We start from the raw sequence: 19,727 nt of genomic DNA on the forward strand, positions 1-19,727 counted from the left end.
CTTAAAATTTTTTATTTTGACGGCGCTTTAAAACTTCGAGCAAAGGACGATGATCAACCCATGTTTCAATATCGACATCTCGCTCTAAAAAGCCATGTAACCAAAGGAAATCTTTTTGTTGTCTTAAAAGTTCTAAACGCTCTTCATTTAATGATGGATGTAAAGACTTATGAAAATTATTTCGATAGGCTGTCGCAACACTCTCTGCCCCTGCAATCGTTTCATCTTCAAGAATCACCAACACTTCATCTAAATGATCTTGTGCCCAATCCGCCGTATCAAATAGCTCTTCAAGAAAATCGACTACCACATCAAAATGATCTTCTAATAGATCTTCATGGACTGTGATTGGACGAGGCGTTCCGTTATTTACACGAGAAGTCACATCTTCAAATTTATCTAAATCAATCCCAACTTTAAGGCCGCGTTTAGTTGCAGCTTCAACAGCAGAAGCTCCTTTTACATAAACGGCGTCAACTTCACCTGTGATTAATGCATCAAGGCCTGACCAATACGTACTCGCATCACGATTCTCTTTAGGCCCTGCACGCTCAGGTACTTCAATAAAATTGACATCTCGGAAAGTGAGGTTGGCAAGTTGTAACGCGCCACGAATACCTTGCAATGACATGGCTCTAAAAATACTACCAGCACGTTTGTCAGCATATTCTGGTAAAGCCACTTTCACATTTTTTAGGTGTTCTGGCTGGCTAATGTTTGAATCAGGTCGAACAATAATTACTTGCCACTCATCAATCCAAGTTAATCCAATGAGTCGGCTGGGTGCTCCTTCAGAGCGTGCAGCTAATGCAGGTACATTTCCACCTTCTCGGAACAGAGCTGGTAATTGATGATCAAAATGATGAACCGACAAACCCTTACGCGCATCTTGCAATACAGCAACATCAATGCCGTGCTTTTCAAATTTTTTAACCAGAGTGCCGCGCTTTAAGGAAATACCTGTTGCTGTGGGTACAGGACATCGAGTAACCCAAATTTCAGACAGGATGTTTTTTACAAATTCTTTAGAATTTTCTTTTTTATCTACTACAAGTGACATACGGATTCCTTAGGATAATTCCACTTTCATCAGTCACATTGAGCAGCTTTTATGCCAATTTAATTTGTTTTTTATTTTCAATAATTTATGCAAAAACATTGGGGTTGAAAATGTTTATATTTCATCATTTTTCAATGCCAGTGTTGTTTTATCAACACTTACCTCCGACAGATACAACTTACAAAAATGCAGAATCATGCAATCAGCCACCCTAGAACTCGTTCTGTTTGAAAGTTGAGTATTTATTGCTGGAGTAGAGCTGAGTCTACAGATGGTATCTTCTGTATTAGATCTTGTAGATAATGCTCTAGTTACTTTCTTAAGATATTTTTTTCTAGAATAAATTTTTCAGCAATCAAATAATATTTATAAAACTCAATTAAAAGATAATTTTCATCAAGTTTAAATATTACTATGTTTTCTATAATTCATATTTCTACTTTATATAATTTGATCTTAAAAAGATCGTACACACTTAAATTGTTGCAAAAACCTTTAAAAACTAAAATCATCTTTTATGCCTCAATATATTTAAAATGTGTGATGAATTTCAACTTACTGGTGGTGTGATAATTGTATTTAATAAATAAAGTGAATTTGTTTTTTAATTTATAAATAAAAAGTTAAATAAATCACATTTTAAATAAAATTAGTATCTTCTTTCTCTGTAATTACCTTGCAATATAAATACTAAAATCACAAAAAATAAATTACATACTTATTAAATGTTTAATTATATATTATTAATTCTTTTAATTTTGCTCTATTGCTAATTTGAAGTTTATGTCATAAATATCAATAACTTGAATTAAAATAAATAATTTTTAAAGTGTTGTAATTATTATGTTTCTTAATATGTTTTTAAAATTCTAACTATTACATTATTTAAAACAGTTAATGTGATTTTCGTCACGTCAAAATTAATATTTTTTCTTCTTTTAAACTTAATGATTGTTTTTAAATTAAAAATATTGTATCAAATAGATATAAACTATTTTATAAATAGGCATATAAAATGAAAAATAATATATTTAAACTTCTTATTCTGATGGTGCTTTCCACTTCCCCATTATTTTGTTATGCAAATAACACAATAATGATAAGAGGAAATATTGTTGAAGATACATGTTCAACAGAACATAGCGAGATAGAATGTGTTGAGGTAAATAATTTAAATACTAAACTTGATAGTGAATATTTAAACAAAAATAGTCTTTCTAACTTAGCTCAACATACTGAGAAAATGGACACTAGCATTGAAAGCATAGGTTCTAATCACAAAGTCGTGGTTATCAACTATCATTAACTTATTAGGCATAGTATTTGAGGCTATTCCTACAATAAGCATGATTAAAGAGTGATTTGTCGAACTCATCGCACATTTTGATGATTTAAAGGATCGGTCACTCTTTTTTATAAAAAAATGACTATTTGTATGTTTTTTCTATATACATGTGCATAATTTATTCTATATAATTGTATTGTAAGAATTTAAGCTTCTTTTTCACATAATTTGTTTAATTCTTTTCTATTTACATAGTGTTCTTATGTAACTTGCTTATCTCTGCGGGTCCGCTTTTTGAAAAAATAAAAAAATCTTAATAAACAGATATATAGACTGTAAAAGGTAGCTTTTAAGTATTTATTTTTAGTGTGATGCAATTATTATTATGAAAAAATAATGTGATGTAGTTTGCATTTTGTTTGGAAAGTGTTAGTATTGTTACATTACTTTTCAAGATGTCAAACACTGGAAAAGTAAGGAATAAACTTTTATCCAGACTTTTGAGAAAACACTATGAAAAAACTTGCTTTGATCGCTGCTCTTTCGGTTGTAGGGATTGCGAATGCTCAAGCTGCTGATGGTACAATTACAATTAATGGTTTAGTTACAGACAAAACTTGTGACATCGTTACCCCAGCTGGTAAAGACTTCACAGTTACTCTTCCAACTGTTTCTAAACAAACTTTAGCTGTTGCTGGGGATATTGCTGGCCGTACTCCTTTCCAAATCAACTTAGCTAACTGTTCACAAGGTAAAGTAGCTACTTACTTCGAACCAGGTGCAACTGTTGACTTTAATACTGGTCGTTTACTTAACCAAGACGCTACTGGTGCTAAAAACGTTAACGTTCAACTTTTAGGTAGCAACAACAACTTCATCCCAGTACTTGCTGCGGGTGCAAATGGTGCTCAAGCTAACTCTCAATGGGTTGACGTAGCTGAAGGCGCAAGTGCTGACCTTAACTACTATGCTGAATACTATGCAACTGGCGCTTCTACTGCTGGTAAAGTAACTACTTCTGTTCAATACACAATTATCTATCAATAATTAATTGATAGCGGGGTTTCTATGTTCGCATGGAAGCCCTGTTTTGTGTAACACCTTCCCGAATCTTTCTTGGTTGAGAATTCTGAAATGAAATTGAACAGTTATAATTTTTTGTTAGGTCTGGCATTTGCTTCAGCGGTTGTCGCACCTGCTACTCAAGCAGAAATTGTAATTCATGGCACCCGTGTAATTTATCCATCGGATGCTCGCGAAGTTACGCTACAAGTTAGCAATAACGGTTCAAAGCCAGCACTTGTCCAAGCTTGGATTGACGAAGGTGACCCAAAAAGTACACCGGACCAATCAAAAGTTCCTTTTATGATTGCTCCTCCAATTTCTCGTGTTGAAGCAACGAAAAGTCAGACACTTCGTATTACCGCTTTACCAAATGCTTCTCAATTAAATCAGAAGCAAGAAACGGTTTTGTGGTTGAATATTTTAGATATTCCACCTAGACCTACTTCAAAAAGTGAAGATACGACACCTGATAATTTTCTGCAATTGGCAATTCGTTCAAGAATTAAATTCTTCTATCGTCCTTCATCGATTAAAGAAGATGCGAATCTAGCATCAGATAAGCTTCAATGGATTAAATCTGGTCAAAATTTAACGGTAAAAAATCCTACCCCTTTTCATATCACACTGACTTCTGTTTACCAAAAGGCAGGTGATAAAAAAGTTGATTTACTACCTCAAGGTCTAATGATTAAGCCTTTTTCTGAAGCGTCAGTTCAGCTTAAAAATGGCAATCTTCAAGATATGAGTTTTATTAATGTCAATGACTACGGTGGTCGAATTGAACACCCAATAAAACTTTAGTAATCAGATTTATCTTTTTAATAAATTTAAGCACCTATATGTGTAGGCGGACTTAGCTATGCCAAAAAAAAGGCAAGAATCTTATAAATTATTAAAACGCCATATTTGTTACTACTTGGCTTCTGGTGTTGTCACAATGACAATGCCTGTATTCGTGCATGCTGAAGAAACAGCTACGAGTGCTCCCGTAGAGGCTGAATTCGATTCTGCTTTTTTAATTGGGGACGCACAAAAAGTCGATATTTCTCGTTTTAAATACGGCAACCCTGTTTTACCTGGTGAATATAATGTTGACCTATATGTAAATGGTCAATGGTTTGGTAAACGTCGTATGGTGTTTAAAGCATTAGACCCTAATAAAAATGCTGTAACTTGCTTTACTGGCATGAACCTCCTTGAGTACGGCGTTAAACAAGACGTTTTGTCTAAGCATACTACCCTTCAAAAAGAAAATAATAGTTGTTATAAAATTGAAGAGTGGGTTGAAAATGCATTTTATGAATTTGATACATCTCGTTTACGTGTAGATATTTCGATTCCGCAAGTTGCTTTGCAAAAAAATGCGCAAGGCTATGTCGACCCGAGTGTATGGGATCGAGGCATTAATGCTGGTTTTCTATCTTATAGTGGTAGTGCCTATAAAACATTTAGTCAATCTGGTGACCGAAGCGAAACAACAAACGCATTTATGGGCGTGACTGCTGGACTAAATGTAGCAGGTTGGCAATTACGTCATAATGGCCAATGGCAATGGCAAGATACCCCTGCTGAAAATCAATCTAAATCTGATTATCAAGAAACAAGTACATATTTACAAAGAGCCTTTCCTAAATACCGCGGTGTTTTAACACTAGGTGATAGTTTCACAAACGGTGAAGTATTTGACTCTATTGGTTATCGTGGTATTGATTTCTCAAGTGATGATCGAATGCTACCAAATAGTATGTTGGGCTATGCCCCTCGTATTCGTGGTAATGCAAAAACCAATGCAAAAGTTGAAGTTCGTCAACAAGGCCAACTTATCTATCAAACAACTGTTGCTCCAGGTAATTTTGAAATTAATGACCTTTACCCTACTGGTTTTGGTGGGGAAATTGAAGTTTCTATTATTGAAGCAAATGGCCAAATACAAAAATTCTCGGTTCCGTATGCTTCAGTTGTACAAATGTTGCGTCCGGGTGTAAACCGCTACTCTTTAACTGTGGGTCAGTTCCGCGATCAAGACATTGATATTAATCCTTGGGTTGTTCAAGGTAAATACCAGCAAGGGATTAACAACTATCTAACAGGTTATACAGGCATCCAAGCAACGGAAAACTATACCGCTGTGTTATTAGGTGCTGCTTTTGCTACACCAATTGGTGCTGTTGCGTTAGATGTTACCCACTCTGAGGCTGACTTTGAAAAGCAGTCATCACAATCTGGGCAAAGTTTCCGTTTAAGTTATAGTAAGTTAATTACTCCAACCAATACAAACTTAACCCTTGCTGCATATCGTTACTCAACAGAAAACTTCTATAAATTACGTGATGCCCTGCTTATTCGCGATTTAGAAGAAAAAGGCGTAAATACCTATGCTGCTGCTGGTCACCAGCGTAGTGAATTCCAAATTACTTTAAACCAAGGGTTACCTGAAGGTTGGGGTAACTTCTATGTAGTAGGTTCTTGGGTTGACTATTGGAACCGTAGCGAAAGTACTAAACAGTACCAAATTGGTTATAGTAATAACTACCATGGCTTGACTTATGGTTTATCTGCGATTAACCGTAAGGTTGAGTACGGTTCAAATGATGCGTCGCATGATACTGAATATCTAATGACGCTTTCATTCCCAATTAACTTTAAGAAGAACTCAGTTAACGTTAACGTGAGTGCCTCTGAAGATAGTCGTACTGTTGGTGCAAGTGGAATGGTGGGTGATCGCTTTAGCTATGGTGCTTCGGTGTCGCATCAAGACTATACAAATCCATCATTTAACGCAAATGGCCGTTATCGTACTAACTATGCAACTGTTGGCGGCTCTTATAGTATTGCTGACTCTTACCAACAAGCAATGGTTAGCTTAAGTGGTAGTGTAGTTGCACATTCAGATGGTATTTTATTTGGACCTGAGCAAGGCCAAACCATGGTACTTGTGCATGCTCCAGAGGCTGCTGGTGCAAAAGTTAATAATACCGTTGGTTTAAGTGTGAATAAGGCTGGTTATGCGGTTATTCCGTATGTTACTCCGTACCGCCTTAATGACATTACCCTTGACCCACAAGAGATGTCGAGCCAAGTAGAGCTTGAAGAAACAAGTCAACGAATTGCACCTTTTGCTGGCGCAATTGCTAAAGTTGATTTTGCGACTAAGACTGGTTATGCAGTTTACATTAATAGCAAAACTGCTGATGGCAACAGTTTACCGTTTGCAGCTCAAGTCTTTAACCAAAAAGATGAAGCTGTAGGTATTGTTGCTCAAGGTAGTATGATTTACTTACGTACCCCACTTGCTCAAGATCGTCTTTATGTGAAATGGGGCGATGAAAGCAATGAGCGTTGTTCGGTTGAGTACAATATCAGTAATCAGTTGCAAAATAAGCAACAAAGCATGGTAATGACTGAGGCTGTCTGCAAATGAAAAAATTACTCTTAAATAGTGGTGCTTTAGTTGTATTAGGTTTTTGTATTAATACAGGTGCTCAAGCAGCATGTACGACTAGCAACGGTTTCAGAACAATTGATGTTGCGATGCAAGTTGGACGAGTTGTAGTTCGCCCAAGTGATCCTGTAGGTAAAGTTTTGGTTAAGTCCCTTTTTGAGATCAGACCAGATCCTAATACTATGTATACCTGTAGCACCTCGGATATGTTGACGGCACAGTTATTACAAAGTTATCCACTTAGCGTACTTGGTAATAGCATCTATTCAACTAATATTCCAGGGATTGGTATTCGTCTCTATCGCGAAGCGTTTAATGCTGGAAATTTCTCTGGTTACTATCCTTATACTCGTCGCGTCCCAAGCACTCGTTTCACCCTTGCAGAAGGCTATTTTGTTGTAGAAATTGTAAAAACGGCTGAAAATACTGGATCTGGAACTTTAGTCCCTGGTGTTTATAGTAGTTATTATGCCGGAAGCCGAAGTGATCGTCCTTTTTTAACTAGTACGGTTAATGCTAATGCAATTACGATCGCCTCTTCTTCTTGTGAATGGCGTGGCGCTATTAATAAGCAGGTACAACTACCAACAGTTACAAAAGCTGGGTTTAAAGGTGTTGGTTCAACTCAGGGAGATCAATCTTTCGATCTAAATATTTTGTGTAATGGTGGTATCAACCCAACTGGTTATGAAGAGAAAAACCTCATTAGCTTGAGTTTTGATTATCAACAAGACGGCACGAATACCCAAGTTTTAAAAAATCTTGAACCAAATGCAACTAAAGCAAATGGTGTTGGGGTTCAACTTGTATGGAATTATCAAAATAAGAATCAAGTTATTGGCTTAGGTAATAAACTAGAACTAGGAACTGTGAAATCAAATCAAACCATTCAATATGATGTTCCTTTAACAGCTCGTTACTATCAAACGGCAGCAAATGTTACGCCTGGTAAAGTTCGTGCAATGGCTACTGTAACTATTGAATATGATTAATCATATTCAATAGTCTATAAACCTAATAATTTCAAATATTTAAAAATCAATAATAAGCTTTACTTTATCAATTTTTTCTCAAAATTTAATACTTAACGCGATAGGAATATTTTATGAAAAAAATAGGCATAGTTGCCGTTAGCGCTATTACATTATGTTGGGCAATGTATGAAGTATCTTCTGACAATACGAGTACCGTATCGCGTAATGAATCTAGCCAAAAAGTAGTATCTAAAAGCATTTCATCAACTGCAAAGAATGAAGAATTAGTACCTCAAATGCTCTTGGCCCAAACGAACACTCTTAATTCTACCCCAGTCTGCCAATATAATTTTAATGCGACTCAGGAAGATTTCGATCTATGGAATAGTGAACACCCTGACTATTTGCCTATGAAAATATTTCCATTGATAAATGGTCAAAAATTTGGTTTTAAAGTGGAGCCTAGACCAGAAAGCGAGTATGGCGATTTAGATTATGTAGCTATAAGTAAAGCTAATCTTAATTCGACTAATGACATTGGAGATATAACTATACCTCATACAGGTATTATTGCATTTGAAATGGAGCATAAGATTCCAGTATCAGCTCTTGGAAACTCATCAATTGGAAATTCTACTTATTACTCCTCTAGCATTGCATTTAGTGGCATAACAAATAATGGTTATACAGTTAGATCTAATTATTGGTTTGATATGGGGAGTTATGATCCCGATTTTGGTGAGAATCCTGCTAGATTAAGCTATTCAGTAGCTTACCGACTTAGTGATAATAGCGGCCCTGACAATCCATATTATAAAGGGCAAAACATGACAAATAATGCAAATGGATACCAAAGATTAGGTATATATATTAATCAGAACACTAAACAAGTTGGCTTTATTTTAAATGGTGTTGATCAAGGCTATCAATCTACTTTGCCTGCCCCACTTGAGAATATACGCTTTTCTGCCTCAAGTGGTATATCAATATATTCTAATCAGTTATTTGGACAAGAGTTGTCTAATGAACTCATTACTGACCGTCATGCTCTACAGTTTAGCTATCCTCAGGGTACAACTGATATGTGCGGTAATGCCATTTAAGATATAAAACTATAAGTTGTAAAAAAGGGCTGAATCACAGCCCTTTTTCTTTTATTTAGAAATGAATGACTGTACGAATTGATTTACCTTCATGCATTAAATCAAAAGCAGTATTAATGTCTTGTAGAGGCATAGTATGCGTTACAAAAGGTTCAAGTTGAATCTCACCTTTCATGGCATCTTCAACCATTTTTGGAAGTTGCGAACGGCCTTTAACACCACCAAAAGCAGTACCTAACCATTTACGGCCTGTAACCAACTGGAATGGACGAGTCGAAATTTCTTGACCTGCACCAGCAACACCAATAATGACTGATTGTCCCCAACCACGATGTGCGCATTCTAAAGCAGAACGCATAACATTGACGTTACCAATACATTCAAATGAATGGTCTACACCCCAGCCGGTCATTTCTACAATGACTTGTTGAATTGGTTTATCGTAATCTTTAGGGTTTAAGAAATCTGTAGCACCAAACTGCTTAGCAAGTTCAAATTTATCTGGGTTTGTGTCTACCACAATAATTTGCCCAGCTTTTGCTTGACGTGCACCTTGTACAACAGCCAAACCAATACCACCTAAGCCAAATACAGCAACAGAATCACCTTCTTGTACTTTAGCTGTGTTATGCACAGCACCAATACCTGTAGTCACACCACATCCAAGTAAGCAAACTTGTTCGTGATTCGCTTCAGGATTAATTTTAGCTAAAGATACTTCAGCAACTACCGTATATTCACTAAAGGTTGAACAACCCATGTAGTGGTAAATCGGTTCGCCATTATATGAAAAACGTGTGGTTCCATCTGGCATTACACCTTTACCTTGTGTTGCACGTACTGCAACACACAAGTTGGTTTTTCCAGATTTACAGAACAAGCATTCTTTACATTCCGCAGTATAAAGTGGAATAACATGATCACCCGGTTGAACGCTCGTTACGCCCTCACCGACTTCCACCACAACACCTGCACCTTCATGACCTAAAATTGCAGGGAAAACACCCTCAGGGTCATCGCCAGACAATGTAAAAGCATCAGTATGACATACCCCTGTATGGGTAATTTTTATTAAAACTTCACCCGCTTGAGGTGGTGCAACATCAACTTCAACAATTTCTAAAGGTTTTCCTGGGGCAAAGGCGACAGCTGCACGAGATTTCATCTTTGGGTTTCCTTTAAATCATTCGGTATTTATAGTCGAGCAAAATAGATTATGTAACAGTAATACAAGAGATTAATTTTGCTTAAATTAAAATTGGCTTTCATGACAATCCATCACAGCATAGCCAGTCAGGTACGTCTAAGCAAGCCTCTGTTTCAAAAAGAAGAAAACCTCTTACTTGAAGAGGTTTTCTATCAAATCACTTATCTTATAAACGGTTTATGTTTACTTATAGGTAAATATCTGGTGGATATGGTGTGTTATCACTAATTGGTGAATAAAGCGTATTTTCAACAAAGAAGCCATTTGGGGCTTGAGTGGTATCGATCGTAATCGAATCAAACATGACTTGTGGATATGCCCAGATAAATTGCTTCATTAAACCCAGAGAAACATTATTTTTCATGTCACCAAAAATTCGTTGCCAGATCGGTGTTCGATATGGTTTGGTTTTATCAAAGCCATAAATATAGGCAATAGATGCATCAGGAACAAATCCTGATAAATAAATGACTTTATTTGCAGGATAGCCCAAACCTTGTATAGGTATTTGAGAAACTGCCTGATGTGCCAAGTCTAAGCGAGCTTCCAATAGCCAATCATAAGCTTCTGTCATCATGTAATCAAAATTAGGATATGAATAGTGTGTGCTTGGATAGTTAATATAAGTTGCTAGTGTCTGAATTGGGGACTGAATAGAAGGAAAGAAAATAAGTGGGCTAACTTTGGCAGTTGAATATTTTGCTTTGATAACGGTACGAATGTTTTGACAGGTTTGTCCTAATTTATTTCTAAGCCATGTTTTAAACTCATCATAAGGAGTTCCTGTTTTATTCATGGCCTCATAAATTGTACCTAAATCTGGTGCATATAAACCTGTATCTGCATTAAAAGCCAGTTTTGTTGGATAGTCATACACACATGGTAGATTCGTGTCAGTGTTATACCACCACCAAGGTTCACCAATCTGCATGTTTACATCACATCCCCCGACAACCATTGCATCTGCAAACTCAATAAAGACTTTATGTAGATATGCCAAAGCATTTTGGTCACTTAAACTAAAAAAATAACTCGGTGGTTGGTAGCCTGTTTTACCCAAATTGCTATTCCAGTCACGCTGTGCCCAATACTCATTGGCCCCCAAGGAATACATTTCAAAGCTGACCCCAAAGATGGGCTGCATATTGGCGCTATGTAAAGCCTGAGCATATTTCTCATGCCATTTACGGGTACATGAGTTAACAACAGCCTCGCCCGTCACCAACGTATCTGGTATTTGCCATTTATTAATATCGCTTTTCCATTTCATTTCAGGATAATGCGACATTCCACAATAATGGTTAACCAAACCTTGATATCCCAAAGTGACCATATTGTTGACTAGGCGCTGCGGGTTTAAATCGTAATGGTCATCATAGCTGGTACAGATACCATAATTGTGCTGAGGTACAACAACACGGCTCAAATTTAACTTCGCATTTGTTCCTATAACAACCGAGTTGGTTAGTCGAATATAACCATCTTGGGGCTGACTTAAAGGTGTAGCTGATTGGCCATTATATTGACTGGTAAAACCAGAAAATGAAATTCGCTGAATATTGGTGACGGGAAAGCTATCCGTCGCAGAAAAACCAGCTTTCACCGTATCCCAGTTAATATGAATATGCGCCGTGCGAGATGAAGGATTATTTGCGTAGTTAAACAAGACGACATATGCAATTTTATCTATGCCATTCTCATTATAGTACACCGTTAAAGTCGGTGTTAAACTCGCATTGTTAAGCACAGGCATAGAAGCCGACAATTCAATATCGAAGTCCCAAATTACCCCTGCATAGCTGTATTTGGTTTCATAAGCTAAAAATTTATGATCTTTAGTGTCATAAGAGTCCCACGTAATTCCTACCAAATCATTTGCCATGCGCGACCTAAAAGATGCTTCAAAACCATTTCCATAATTAGTAATGGCAAAAGACATCGTTTGCGGGCCGTCTATTCTCCAATAAATAGGGCTAAATCGATCAATAAGTGTATTTTGAGTGATTGGATGTGGTGATGAATTAGAATTATTTTGCACATTTTGTCGATTAGTTATCATGTCGTCATTCTCTTAATGTATTAAGAAGTTTTATATTAAATAATAATTCTTATTTTATTGTTCAGATAAGTAACAATGACGTTTAAATTATTTACAGTTAATATTTTTTATAAAGCTCAAAATAAACTTAAACAAGAACTCTTAATATTATCTTAAAATATTTTTTGCCCTAAGGAGATAATAGATGTCAAATTTTATGCAGCCTATACATTTTAGGGTGTTGTTTGTATTTACTCCTCTTGTGTTTGCACTAACAGGTTGTAGTGAAACTTTACATTCCCAAAGAACCATACCAATAAAGATATCTTCAGAAAGCATCGCTTATCCAGAAGTTGATACCGTTTTAGGGGAAAAGCTACAGCCTAATGAGGATGTGTTAGCCCAGAACATAGCTCAAGTCATTGAAAAGTCAATTCGTGAACAATATATGGCGGGAAATGCTTTACGTGATGCGCATCCTAAAGCACATGGGTGTGTGCGAGCTGAATTTCATGTCTCAAAAAATATACCTGCTCAGTTCGCTAAAGGCATTTTTATACCAGACCAAAGTTATCAAGCATGGATTCGCTTTTCTAATGCTTCTAATGACGCCTCTAGTGCTGACATTGACAAAGATGCACGTGGCATAGCGATAAAACTTTTAGGTGTATCTGGAACGAAAATTTTAGAAAGTGAAAAGCAAGCAACTACCCAAGATTTTATTATGATTAATCACCCTGTCTTTTTTGCGAATGATGCTAAACGATACCTTTCTTTTATAAATGATGTGAATAGCCATAATATGATTAGAAAACTTCATATTCCATTTGCCTTAGGTTTTAAAGGAACAATGAATGCACTCGGAGCACGTAATTCACAAATTGCAAATCCACTCTATGCGCGTTACTGGTCTATGGTTCCCTATCAGTTAGGCCTGGGTAATGATCGACAAGCGGTTAAATATTCTGTACGAGCTTGCTCAGTGACAGCAAATAATCTACCTAAAAATCCTAGTCATGATTTTTTAAGAGAGGCTTTAAAAAATACTTTACAGCAAACAGACGCCTGTATGGAATTCCTTATTCAGCCCCGAACTTCAAATAAAATGTTAGTAGAAGATTCGATGACAGAATGGGATGAGAAAGCGGCTCCTTTTTATCAAGTAGCGACTATTCATATTCCAAAGCAGAATTTTGATACGCCCGAGCAAAATAAGTTCTGTGAAAATTTGTCTTTTACGCCGTGGCATGCCTTACCTGCACATAAGCCATTAGGTGCAGTAAACCGAATGCGTAAAGTCATTTATGAAAATATAAGCAGGGTTCGACATGATATGAATTCCGCACCTAGACAAGAGCCTTAAATACCTTATTCCTCTCGGTTTAACATTTAAGTAATCTTGTCTTACTAGGAGCAATTTTTTTATTTAATGACTTCTTTACTGGTGTCTATGGTGATTCGATCAATGAAATCTGCCAGCCATAAAATAAAGTCATCTTCATTTTTATGTTTTGGAATCAAGCTTATATCTACTCTAATGAGTAATTCAATTTGCACACTAACAACAGCCCCTTCGAAGTTCACAAAGTTATATAAAAATTTTAATTCTGTACCGGCAATCGCTTTTTCAATTTCTATAATTAAATTATTTAAGTCTTTAAAGTAATTGCTTGAATGTTTGTTTTTAATATTTTTATTAATTTTTTCTGCTAATAATAAGTATTTTGGCATTTTTATCTCCTTATTAATTATTTATAAAATATAAGTATAAAATTGTAGTTGTAAAAATAAATTTATAATTTTTATTAAGATTGTTGCTGTTTTTTAATTTTAATTGATAAATTATGAATATCATAACTATTTATTGTTTTAATAATGTGATCTGGTTTTAATTTTATTCCGATTAAATTGGTAGGTATTTTAACAGCCAGCTAAAAATTTATATTTAAGAAGATCTATATTATTTTAAATATTGAAAATTTTAAAAATCACTATTAAAAAACCGCCCCAGAAGGCGGTTGCTGAATTTACAGCGATATATAGAAGTGTAGTGGACGATCACTTCTATATTTTTTTAAACTTATTTTTCTTCTTTTATAATTTTTGTAAAGGCATCTGACTTGAAATAATTAATAATCATCTCTCCATCATCACCTGTAGATGAGGACACTTTAGGAGGTTCTTCATAGTTAAACTTAAAATCAGGAGGGATAAATTGTGAGATCGGTGGAAGCTTGGCCTCTCCTCCTGTTGTAATTCTTTCAATAAAACCTGCGAGCCAAAGAATATATTCATCTTTATTTTTATGGTTGGGCATGAGGCTCATATCCAACTTAATTGCACATTCTTCTAACGGCTTGGTTAAGCACTCATCAAAATCTATAAAATTATATTTAAGTTTAAACTTGGTTCCTTTAATTTCCTTACGAATTACACCAACCAAATGATTTAAGGTCTCTGCTGAGCTTTCTGAAAATAAATTTTTGTCCTCAATCTTTTTGTACACATTCTCAGCGATGATTAAATATTGTGGCATCTCTATTTTCTCCCTTTTATTGTTTAGCTACTCACTCAGCCTTTTAAGGAAGTATGATAGATATCATGTTTTCTAATGTAATTGTTGTACTGCCAATTGTAATTAATGTGTGTTTGTGAAATCTGAAAGCATAGCTATTCCTAAAAATTAAAGATAACGCAAAGCAAGTCTCTTTTTAGAGAAAATTATTCTAATCAAAAAATATTTTTAGTTCATCTAAAGTTGGAAGCTGGTTATAAGATTCATCTGCCTCTATTGTGTTCGCCCAGTTTGACTTTGAAAACACGCAAAAATTAAGTTTTTTTAGCACAACAATGTCTTTATCTAATAAGCCTAATGGTATCCACATAAAATGTGTATTTCCAACTAGGTTGGGTACTGGCGATCCACATTTACTACAAAATGAAGATGTGAAACCTGTTTCCTTTTTATAAGTACGAATAAGTTCTAAACCTGATAACCATTTAAATTTGTCTTTACCGACTAAAGTAGCTGCGTTTGATCCCGTTCCCGATTGTTTTCGGCAGAGACTACAGTGGCAGTGATAGATAGTCTCTATCTCGTTGGTAATTGAAAATTTGACTTCATGACATAGACAAGAACCCATATGACTCATCTCGAGCATCCTTAAAAAATAATATTGAATATAGCATTAGGTTTAAAACGGTTAAATTTAACTTTATATATTTAAAAGGCTATGTTTTCTTAGAAATACCTATAAAAATAAGGAATTGCTAGCGTTGAGGCTTGGCACAATACATTTATAAGGTTTAATATGAATTTTGACATATAAATTGAATATAAGAATGCTCTGATAGGTTTAACTTGGATGCAGATTAAATGCTTACATGATCAATCAGCTATATCAGCAGTACAGTACTATAGCTTCAAGTGCTTGGGGCTTTACTGATTTACCCTCTTATACAGATACATACGATCCTAATGAGAATGATACAGTGACGAATAGCTTTAATTGGTTGAATGATGAGCAAGCTACAGAAAAAACAGAACAAGGATTAACTGCTTTTGTGGCATTAGACGATGCCTTTATTAGCATTGCTTCTCGCATGTATCTCATTAGAAATGCAAAAGAAAAAATCGATTTACAATATTATATTTGGACAAACGATTTTGTTGGAAACTTAATGCTGCATGAGTTACTAACGGCGGCAGATCGTGGCGTAAAAATCCGCTTACTCATCGATGATCAAAATGGAGTAAAGCTTGATGGAGTTCTAAGAAGCCTTCTCCACCATCCTAATTTTGAAATTCGATTATTTAATCCATATAAATTTAGATATTTAAGAATTTTAGACTATATTTTTCGTTTCAAAAAAGTAAACCATCGCATGCATAATAAATTAATTATTGCAGATGGAGCGATTGCCGTAACAGGTGGTCGAAATATCAGTAGTGAATATTTTGATGCAAGTAGTAAGTTTCAATTTACTGACCTAGATATTTTATTTTATGGACACACGGTACAGCATGCTCAGACTGTCTTTAATGATTTCTGGCAAAGCGAGCTAAGCCAAGATGCTACTGAGCTTATCGGAACTTGTGCTGTCCACCACTTACAATCGTTACGACAGCACTATCATGATTTAATTCATGAAAGTGAAAATCATACTCAAACAGAAGATAAGCTTTACGATGCTCAAAGCTATTTAAAAGAACTTTTAGAGCACTATCCCATTCAATGGTCAAAAGCGTATTTTGTTGCAGATTCACCTAAAAAAATCTTAGGAGTGGCCTCTAAGGAAGAAATGCTTTATGGGCAAGTCATGAAGATTATGGGTGAACCAAAGCAGCATATAGAATTAGCTTCTGCTTATTTTGTTCCTACACAACAGGGCGCGTATTATTTAAAACAGCTAAAGGTACAAGGAGTTAAAGTCAGGGTTTTAACCAATTCTTTTGCTGCAAATGATGTGGCGATTGTGCATGCATTTTATAGTCAATATCGAGTTGAAATGCTAAAAAGTGGTGTTGAACTATTTGAGTTTAAACCATTTTTAGAACGTAGACGTAGAACATGGTATGAGGTTGTAACTGGAAGTGTGATCCCGGCAAAAGGCAAAAATAAATCAAGTTTACATGCCAAGTTCTTTGACGTAGACGGTAAAGTATTTATTGGATCATTTAATTTTGATCCGCGTTCGACTTACTTAAATACTGAAGTTGGGCTTGTGATTGAGTCGAGTCAATTACAGGCTCAAGTTTCGGTGATGCTTGATCAGCATTTACCACAAGTTGCTTATCAGCTTAAGTTAAATAGTGAAGGAAAAATTATTTGGTTAGATTATCAATCTAATGGAAAAGTTATTGAATATGAAAAAGACCCCGATACGAGCCTTTTCCAACGTACAATGATTAAAGCCGTTTCATATTTGCCAGTTGAATGGATGATGTAACAGCACTTCAATTTTATTTATAAGATACCAATCTCTTTAAAAAAATTTTGATAAGCCTCTGCTTTTTTCTCTAATGCCAATGGATAAGCTCTAGAAGAGGATGGTAAGCGGTATAAATTAATATCTCGCCCTACAAAGCGAGTTGATGTAGATGTTCCTATAAGTGGTTTTTCAGTATGCTCTGGTAAAACAGAAATTAAAGTATCAGTCGCTTTATCACCTGTAGTCATGATGGTCTGACATAGAGGAATCTGCTGAAGTAACACAGTAAGATCTGTTGGCGTTACTATTTCAAGAAACTTATCTGCGGCATTCCCCTTCAATCGCTTAATTTGGTAAGCCGTATCAAAGATTGCAATACCTGTTTCAATCAAGAAATTTCGAATACGTTCTTCATTAAAATTTTTCTGGTTTTCACTTAAAAAGTAGGTTTTGTCTTGGAAAAAGATCAGACCGAAAATACGCCACATGTCATTTTGGAAATTTGGATAGTAAAAATCCATCTTCCATTTATTACGTGGTGGTGGAAAACTACCTAACATTAATAAACGGGCATTTTCGGGTAAAAATGGTTCAAGTGGATGTGTTTCTATCTCAATTGTCATAAAAAATCAGTATTTAATTAAAAATTTTATAAATAAATTTAACCTATTTTCGAGTTAATCACGAGTCAAGAAATGCAATTTCTCTTCATTAAATCGTTAAGGGAGGCCACTTCAGCCATCATTCTTGAGGAATGCTTATTTTAAAAATACTATGTGAATGTTGATTGAGATAATCGACCTGACCTTTATGGGCAATAACAAGGGCTTGTACAACTGAAAGCCCCAAGCCAGTACCGCCTAACTCTTTATTTCTTGATTGTTCTAACCTAAAGAAAGGGTTAAATAAATCTTTACGATGCTCCGCTGAAATGCCCGGCCCTTCATCTTCTATTTCAAGAATCCAGTTAGAATGGTCTTGTCTTGTTGAAACAAGTAGTTTCCCCGGATTTGCATATCGGGTAGCATTATCAAGTAAAGCAATTAAAACTTGTTCTATACGCCTTTGATCACACTTAACCTCTGGCGCTTGAATGTCAAAAATGACTTTAAGCTGAGCTTTTTCTAATTTTTCTTGAAACATGTGCACGACTTTGTGAGCAGTTTCATTAAAAAGAATCGTTTCGAGGTTAAGTCTAAGCTGTTGGTTTTCAAAAAGGCTTAATGTACGTAAGTCTTCAACTAGATTTGACAGACCTTCAACTTGATTAAGTAAGTTCTTAAATAAGATCGGATCTGCTTCAAAAACACCATCAATAATCCCCTGTAACCTGCCCTGTAAAATAGTGACTGGAGTTCGTAACTCATGTGCAATTGCAGCATTCCAGACATGAGCGTTTTCAACTGAGGTTTCGAGTTTTTGAGCCATATCATTAAAATTATCCATGAGCTCAGCAATTTCAGAAGAATGATGTGTCGGTTTTTCTACTCGTGCAGTTAAATCCCCATGGCTAATTTTTTTTGCTGCATCTGCTAATAGATTAATAGGCACAATAAAACGTTGAGCAAGCTTTATGCCTAAAATAATTGATAATGCTGTGCCAAACAGAAGCACGGCAAATAACCATATGCCATCTAAATAGTGGAAAAACTCATCACTTTCTTTGAGTTTTTCAAGAGAAATAAGACCCACTTCGATTGCAATATAATAGGTGCCGTAGCCTAAAATAAGCGAACTCAACGTAACACTTAGACTGGTAAAGCTCAGTGCAATAATAAGTTGTTTACTAATGCCCGTTTTATTTTTCATGAGGATTGTCCAGCCTATAACCTACACCGCGAACATTAATGAGCATATTGTGTAAGCCCAGATCTTCTATTTTCTTTCGTAGCTTACTGACGTGGCTATCGACCGTGCGTTCTAATGCATCTCGATCTGGTAAGCATTGATTCATCAGTTCAGAGCGGGTAAAAACTTTATGAGGATGAGGTAACATCAACAACAAAATTTTGTATTCAGTCAGAGTTAAATTAAGTGCTTGTTGTTTGTCATCCGAATAAATATAGGCTGTATGAATTTCTGTATTCACTTCAATATTTTTATAAATCAGATTTCGGTTAGGCGTTTGCTGATTTTGTTGAGTACGTCGTAATACTGCTTGTACACGTGCGACCACTTCATTTGGGTTAAATGGTTTTACTACAAAATCATCCGCACCAATTCGTAAAGCCATGACTTTATCGATTTCTTGATCTAAAGCAGTCAGCATAATTACAGGTGTAGCTGCTTTTTGCCGAATTTTATTCAGGACTTCCCATCCACTCAATTCGGGCATTTTGATATCGAGTATGACCAGATCAATGGGCTGCGTTGCATGTATTTCAATCGCCTGCTTACCATTCATCGCCCGTACAACACGCATGCCTTCGCGCTTAAGATAATGTTCAATAATATCGCCAATATCATATTCATCTTCTACGACAAGAATAAGCTTATCCTGACAGTTGAATGTAAAGCTTGGCTCGAACATATGAATAAAACGTGAGAAAAATTTGATTTATCATACGCGTATTTTTTGATAAATCTCCACACTTTTTCCACATATTCGTGATTTTCGTTAC

General features: G+C 35.6%; 17 protein-coding genes. 8 read left to right on the forward strand and 9 right to left on the reverse strand.

Annotation, left to right across the window (positions count from 1 at the left end; genetic code table 11):
* Position 1: 1 nt before the first annotated feature.
* On the reverse strand, positions 2–1,060 hold the full coding sequence (locus tag HL290_RS05100) for an ABC transporter substrate-binding protein (protein ID WP_198495798.1): 1,059 nt from the start codon (positions 1,058–1,060) through the stop codon (positions 2–4).
* Positions 1,061–2,075: 1,015 nt separating this feature from the next.
* Here HL290_RS05100 and HL290_RS05105 point away from each other — a divergent pair.
* The 6 genes from HL290_RS05105 (at position 2,076) to HL290_RS05130 (ending at position 8,929) form a co-directional block, all read left to right on the forward strand.
* The gene (locus HL290_RS05105; protein ID WP_198495799.1) at positions 2,076–2,366 is read left to right on the forward strand and encodes a hypothetical protein; all 291 of its coding nucleotides are present in this window, start codon (positions 2,076–2,078) and stop codon (positions 2,364–2,366) included.
* A gap of 492 nt (positions 2,367–2,858) precedes the next feature.
* Positions 2,859–3,392 (forward strand): fimbrial protein, encoded by a 534-nt coding sequence (locus HL290_RS05110; protein WP_198495800.1) that lies wholly within the window; start codon positions 2,859–2,861, stop codon positions 3,390–3,392.
* Positions 3,393–3,479: 87 nt separating this feature from the next.
* A complete protein-coding gene (locus HL290_RS05115) occupies positions 3,480–4,211 on the forward strand; it encodes a molecular chaperone (protein WP_005040701.1) in 732 nt (243 codons plus the stop codon).
* 58 nt (positions 4,212–4,269) lie between these two features.
* Positions 4,270–6,831 (forward strand): fimbria/pilus outer membrane usher protein, encoded by a 2,562-nt coding sequence (locus HL290_RS05120; protein WP_198495801.1) that lies wholly within the window; start codon positions 4,270–4,272, stop codon positions 6,829–6,831.
* On the forward strand, positions 6,828–7,844 hold the full coding sequence (locus HL290_RS05125) for a fimbrial protein (protein ID WP_005305233.1): 1,017 nt from the start codon (positions 6,828–6,830) through the stop codon (positions 7,842–7,844). The genes HL290_RS05120 and HL290_RS05125 overlap by 4 nt, the downstream gene beginning before the upstream one ends.
* 113 nt (positions 7,845–7,957) lie before the next feature.
* The gene (locus HL290_RS05130; protein WP_198495802.1) at positions 7,958–8,929 is read left to right on the forward strand and encodes a DUF4882 family protein; all 972 of its coding nucleotides are present in this window, start codon (positions 7,958–7,960) and stop codon (positions 8,927–8,929) included.
* Between the two features lie 55 nt (positions 8,930–8,984).
* On the opposite strand, the gene HL290_RS05135 is transcribed toward HL290_RS05130, so the two are convergent.
* Complete coding sequence (locus tag HL290_RS05135) at positions 8,985–10,094, reverse strand: S-(hydroxymethyl)glutathione dehydrogenase/class III alcohol dehydrogenase (protein WP_003651772.1); 1,110 nt, start codon at positions 10,092–10,094, stop codon at positions 8,985–8,987.
* Between the two features lie 229 nt (positions 10,095–10,323).
* Positions 10,324–12,195 (reverse strand): phage capsid protein, encoded by a 1,872-nt coding sequence (locus tag HL290_RS05140; RefSeq protein ID WP_198495803.1) that lies wholly within the window; start codon positions 12,193–12,195, stop codon positions 10,324–10,326.
* A 184-nt stretch (positions 12,196–12,379) separates the two neighbouring features.
* Here HL290_RS05140 and HL290_RS05145 point away from each other — a divergent pair, with 184 nt between their 5' ends.
* The gene (locus HL290_RS05145) at positions 12,380–13,537 is read left to right on the forward strand and encodes a catalase family protein (protein ID WP_198495804.1); all 1,158 of its coding nucleotides are present in this window, start codon (positions 12,380–12,382) and stop codon (positions 13,535–13,537) included.
* A gap of 59 nt (positions 13,538–13,596) precedes the next feature.
* Here HL290_RS05145 and HL290_RS05150 read toward each other — a convergent pair whose 3' ends face one another.
* From HL290_RS05150 to HL290_RS05160, 3 genes are all read right to left on the reverse strand, one after another.
* Positions 13,597–13,905, reverse strand: coding sequence for a hypothetical protein (locus HL290_RS05150; protein ID WP_198495805.1), 309 nt, complete (start codon positions 13,903–13,905; stop codon positions 13,597–13,599).
* Positions 13,906–14,254: 349 nt separating this feature from the next.
* A complete protein-coding gene (locus HL290_RS05155; protein WP_004642822.1) occupies positions 14,255–14,710 on the reverse strand; it encodes a hypothetical protein in 456 nt (151 codons plus the stop codon).
* 190 nt (positions 14,711–14,900) lie between these two features.
* Entirely contained in the window at positions 14,901–15,335 is a 435-nt protein-coding gene (locus tag HL290_RS05160) for a GFA family protein (RefSeq protein ID WP_198495806.1), read from the reverse strand.
* Positions 15,336–15,558: 223 nt separating this feature from the next.
* On the opposite strand from HL290_RS05160, the gene HL290_RS05165 reads away from it, so the two are divergent.
* Positions 15,559–17,124: a phospholipase D family protein gene (locus tag HL290_RS05165; RefSeq protein WP_198495807.1), complete on the forward strand. Its 1,566-nt coding sequence runs from the start codon at positions 15,559–15,561 to the stop codon at positions 17,122–17,124.
* A gap of 17 nt (positions 17,125–17,141) precedes the next feature.
* Here the strand turns inward: HL290_RS05165 and HL290_RS05170 are convergent, their stop codons facing one another.
* The 3 genes from HL290_RS05170 to adeR all read right to left on the reverse strand — a co-directional run bounded on the left by HL290_RS05170 (position 17,142) and on the right by adeR (position 19,636).
* Positions 17,142–17,729, reverse strand: coding sequence for a uracil-DNA glycosylase family protein (locus tag HL290_RS05170; protein WP_198495808.1), 588 nt, complete (start codon positions 17,727–17,729; stop codon positions 17,142–17,144).
* A 118-nt stretch (positions 17,730–17,847) separates the two neighbouring features.
* Positions 17,848–18,915, reverse strand: a complete 1,068-nt coding sequence (gene adeS, locus HL290_RS05175; protein WP_198495809.1) for a two-component sensor histidine kinase AdeS — start codon at positions 18,913–18,915, stop codon at positions 17,848–17,850.
* Positions 18,905–19,636 (reverse strand): efflux system response regulator transcription factor AdeR, encoded by a 732-nt coding sequence (adeR, locus tag HL290_RS05180; protein ID WP_017390702.1) that lies wholly within the window; start codon positions 19,634–19,636, stop codon positions 18,905–18,907. Before adeR ends, adeS begins: the two co-directional genes overlap by 11 nt.
* Between the last annotated feature and the right edge of the window lie 91 nt (positions 19,637–19,727).

The sequence above is a fragment of the Acinetobacter sp. AC1-2 genome, assembly GCF_016124155.1.
Classification (GTDB): Bacteria; Pseudomonadota; Gammaproteobacteria; order Pseudomonadales; family Moraxellaceae; genus Acinetobacter; species Acinetobacter calcoaceticus.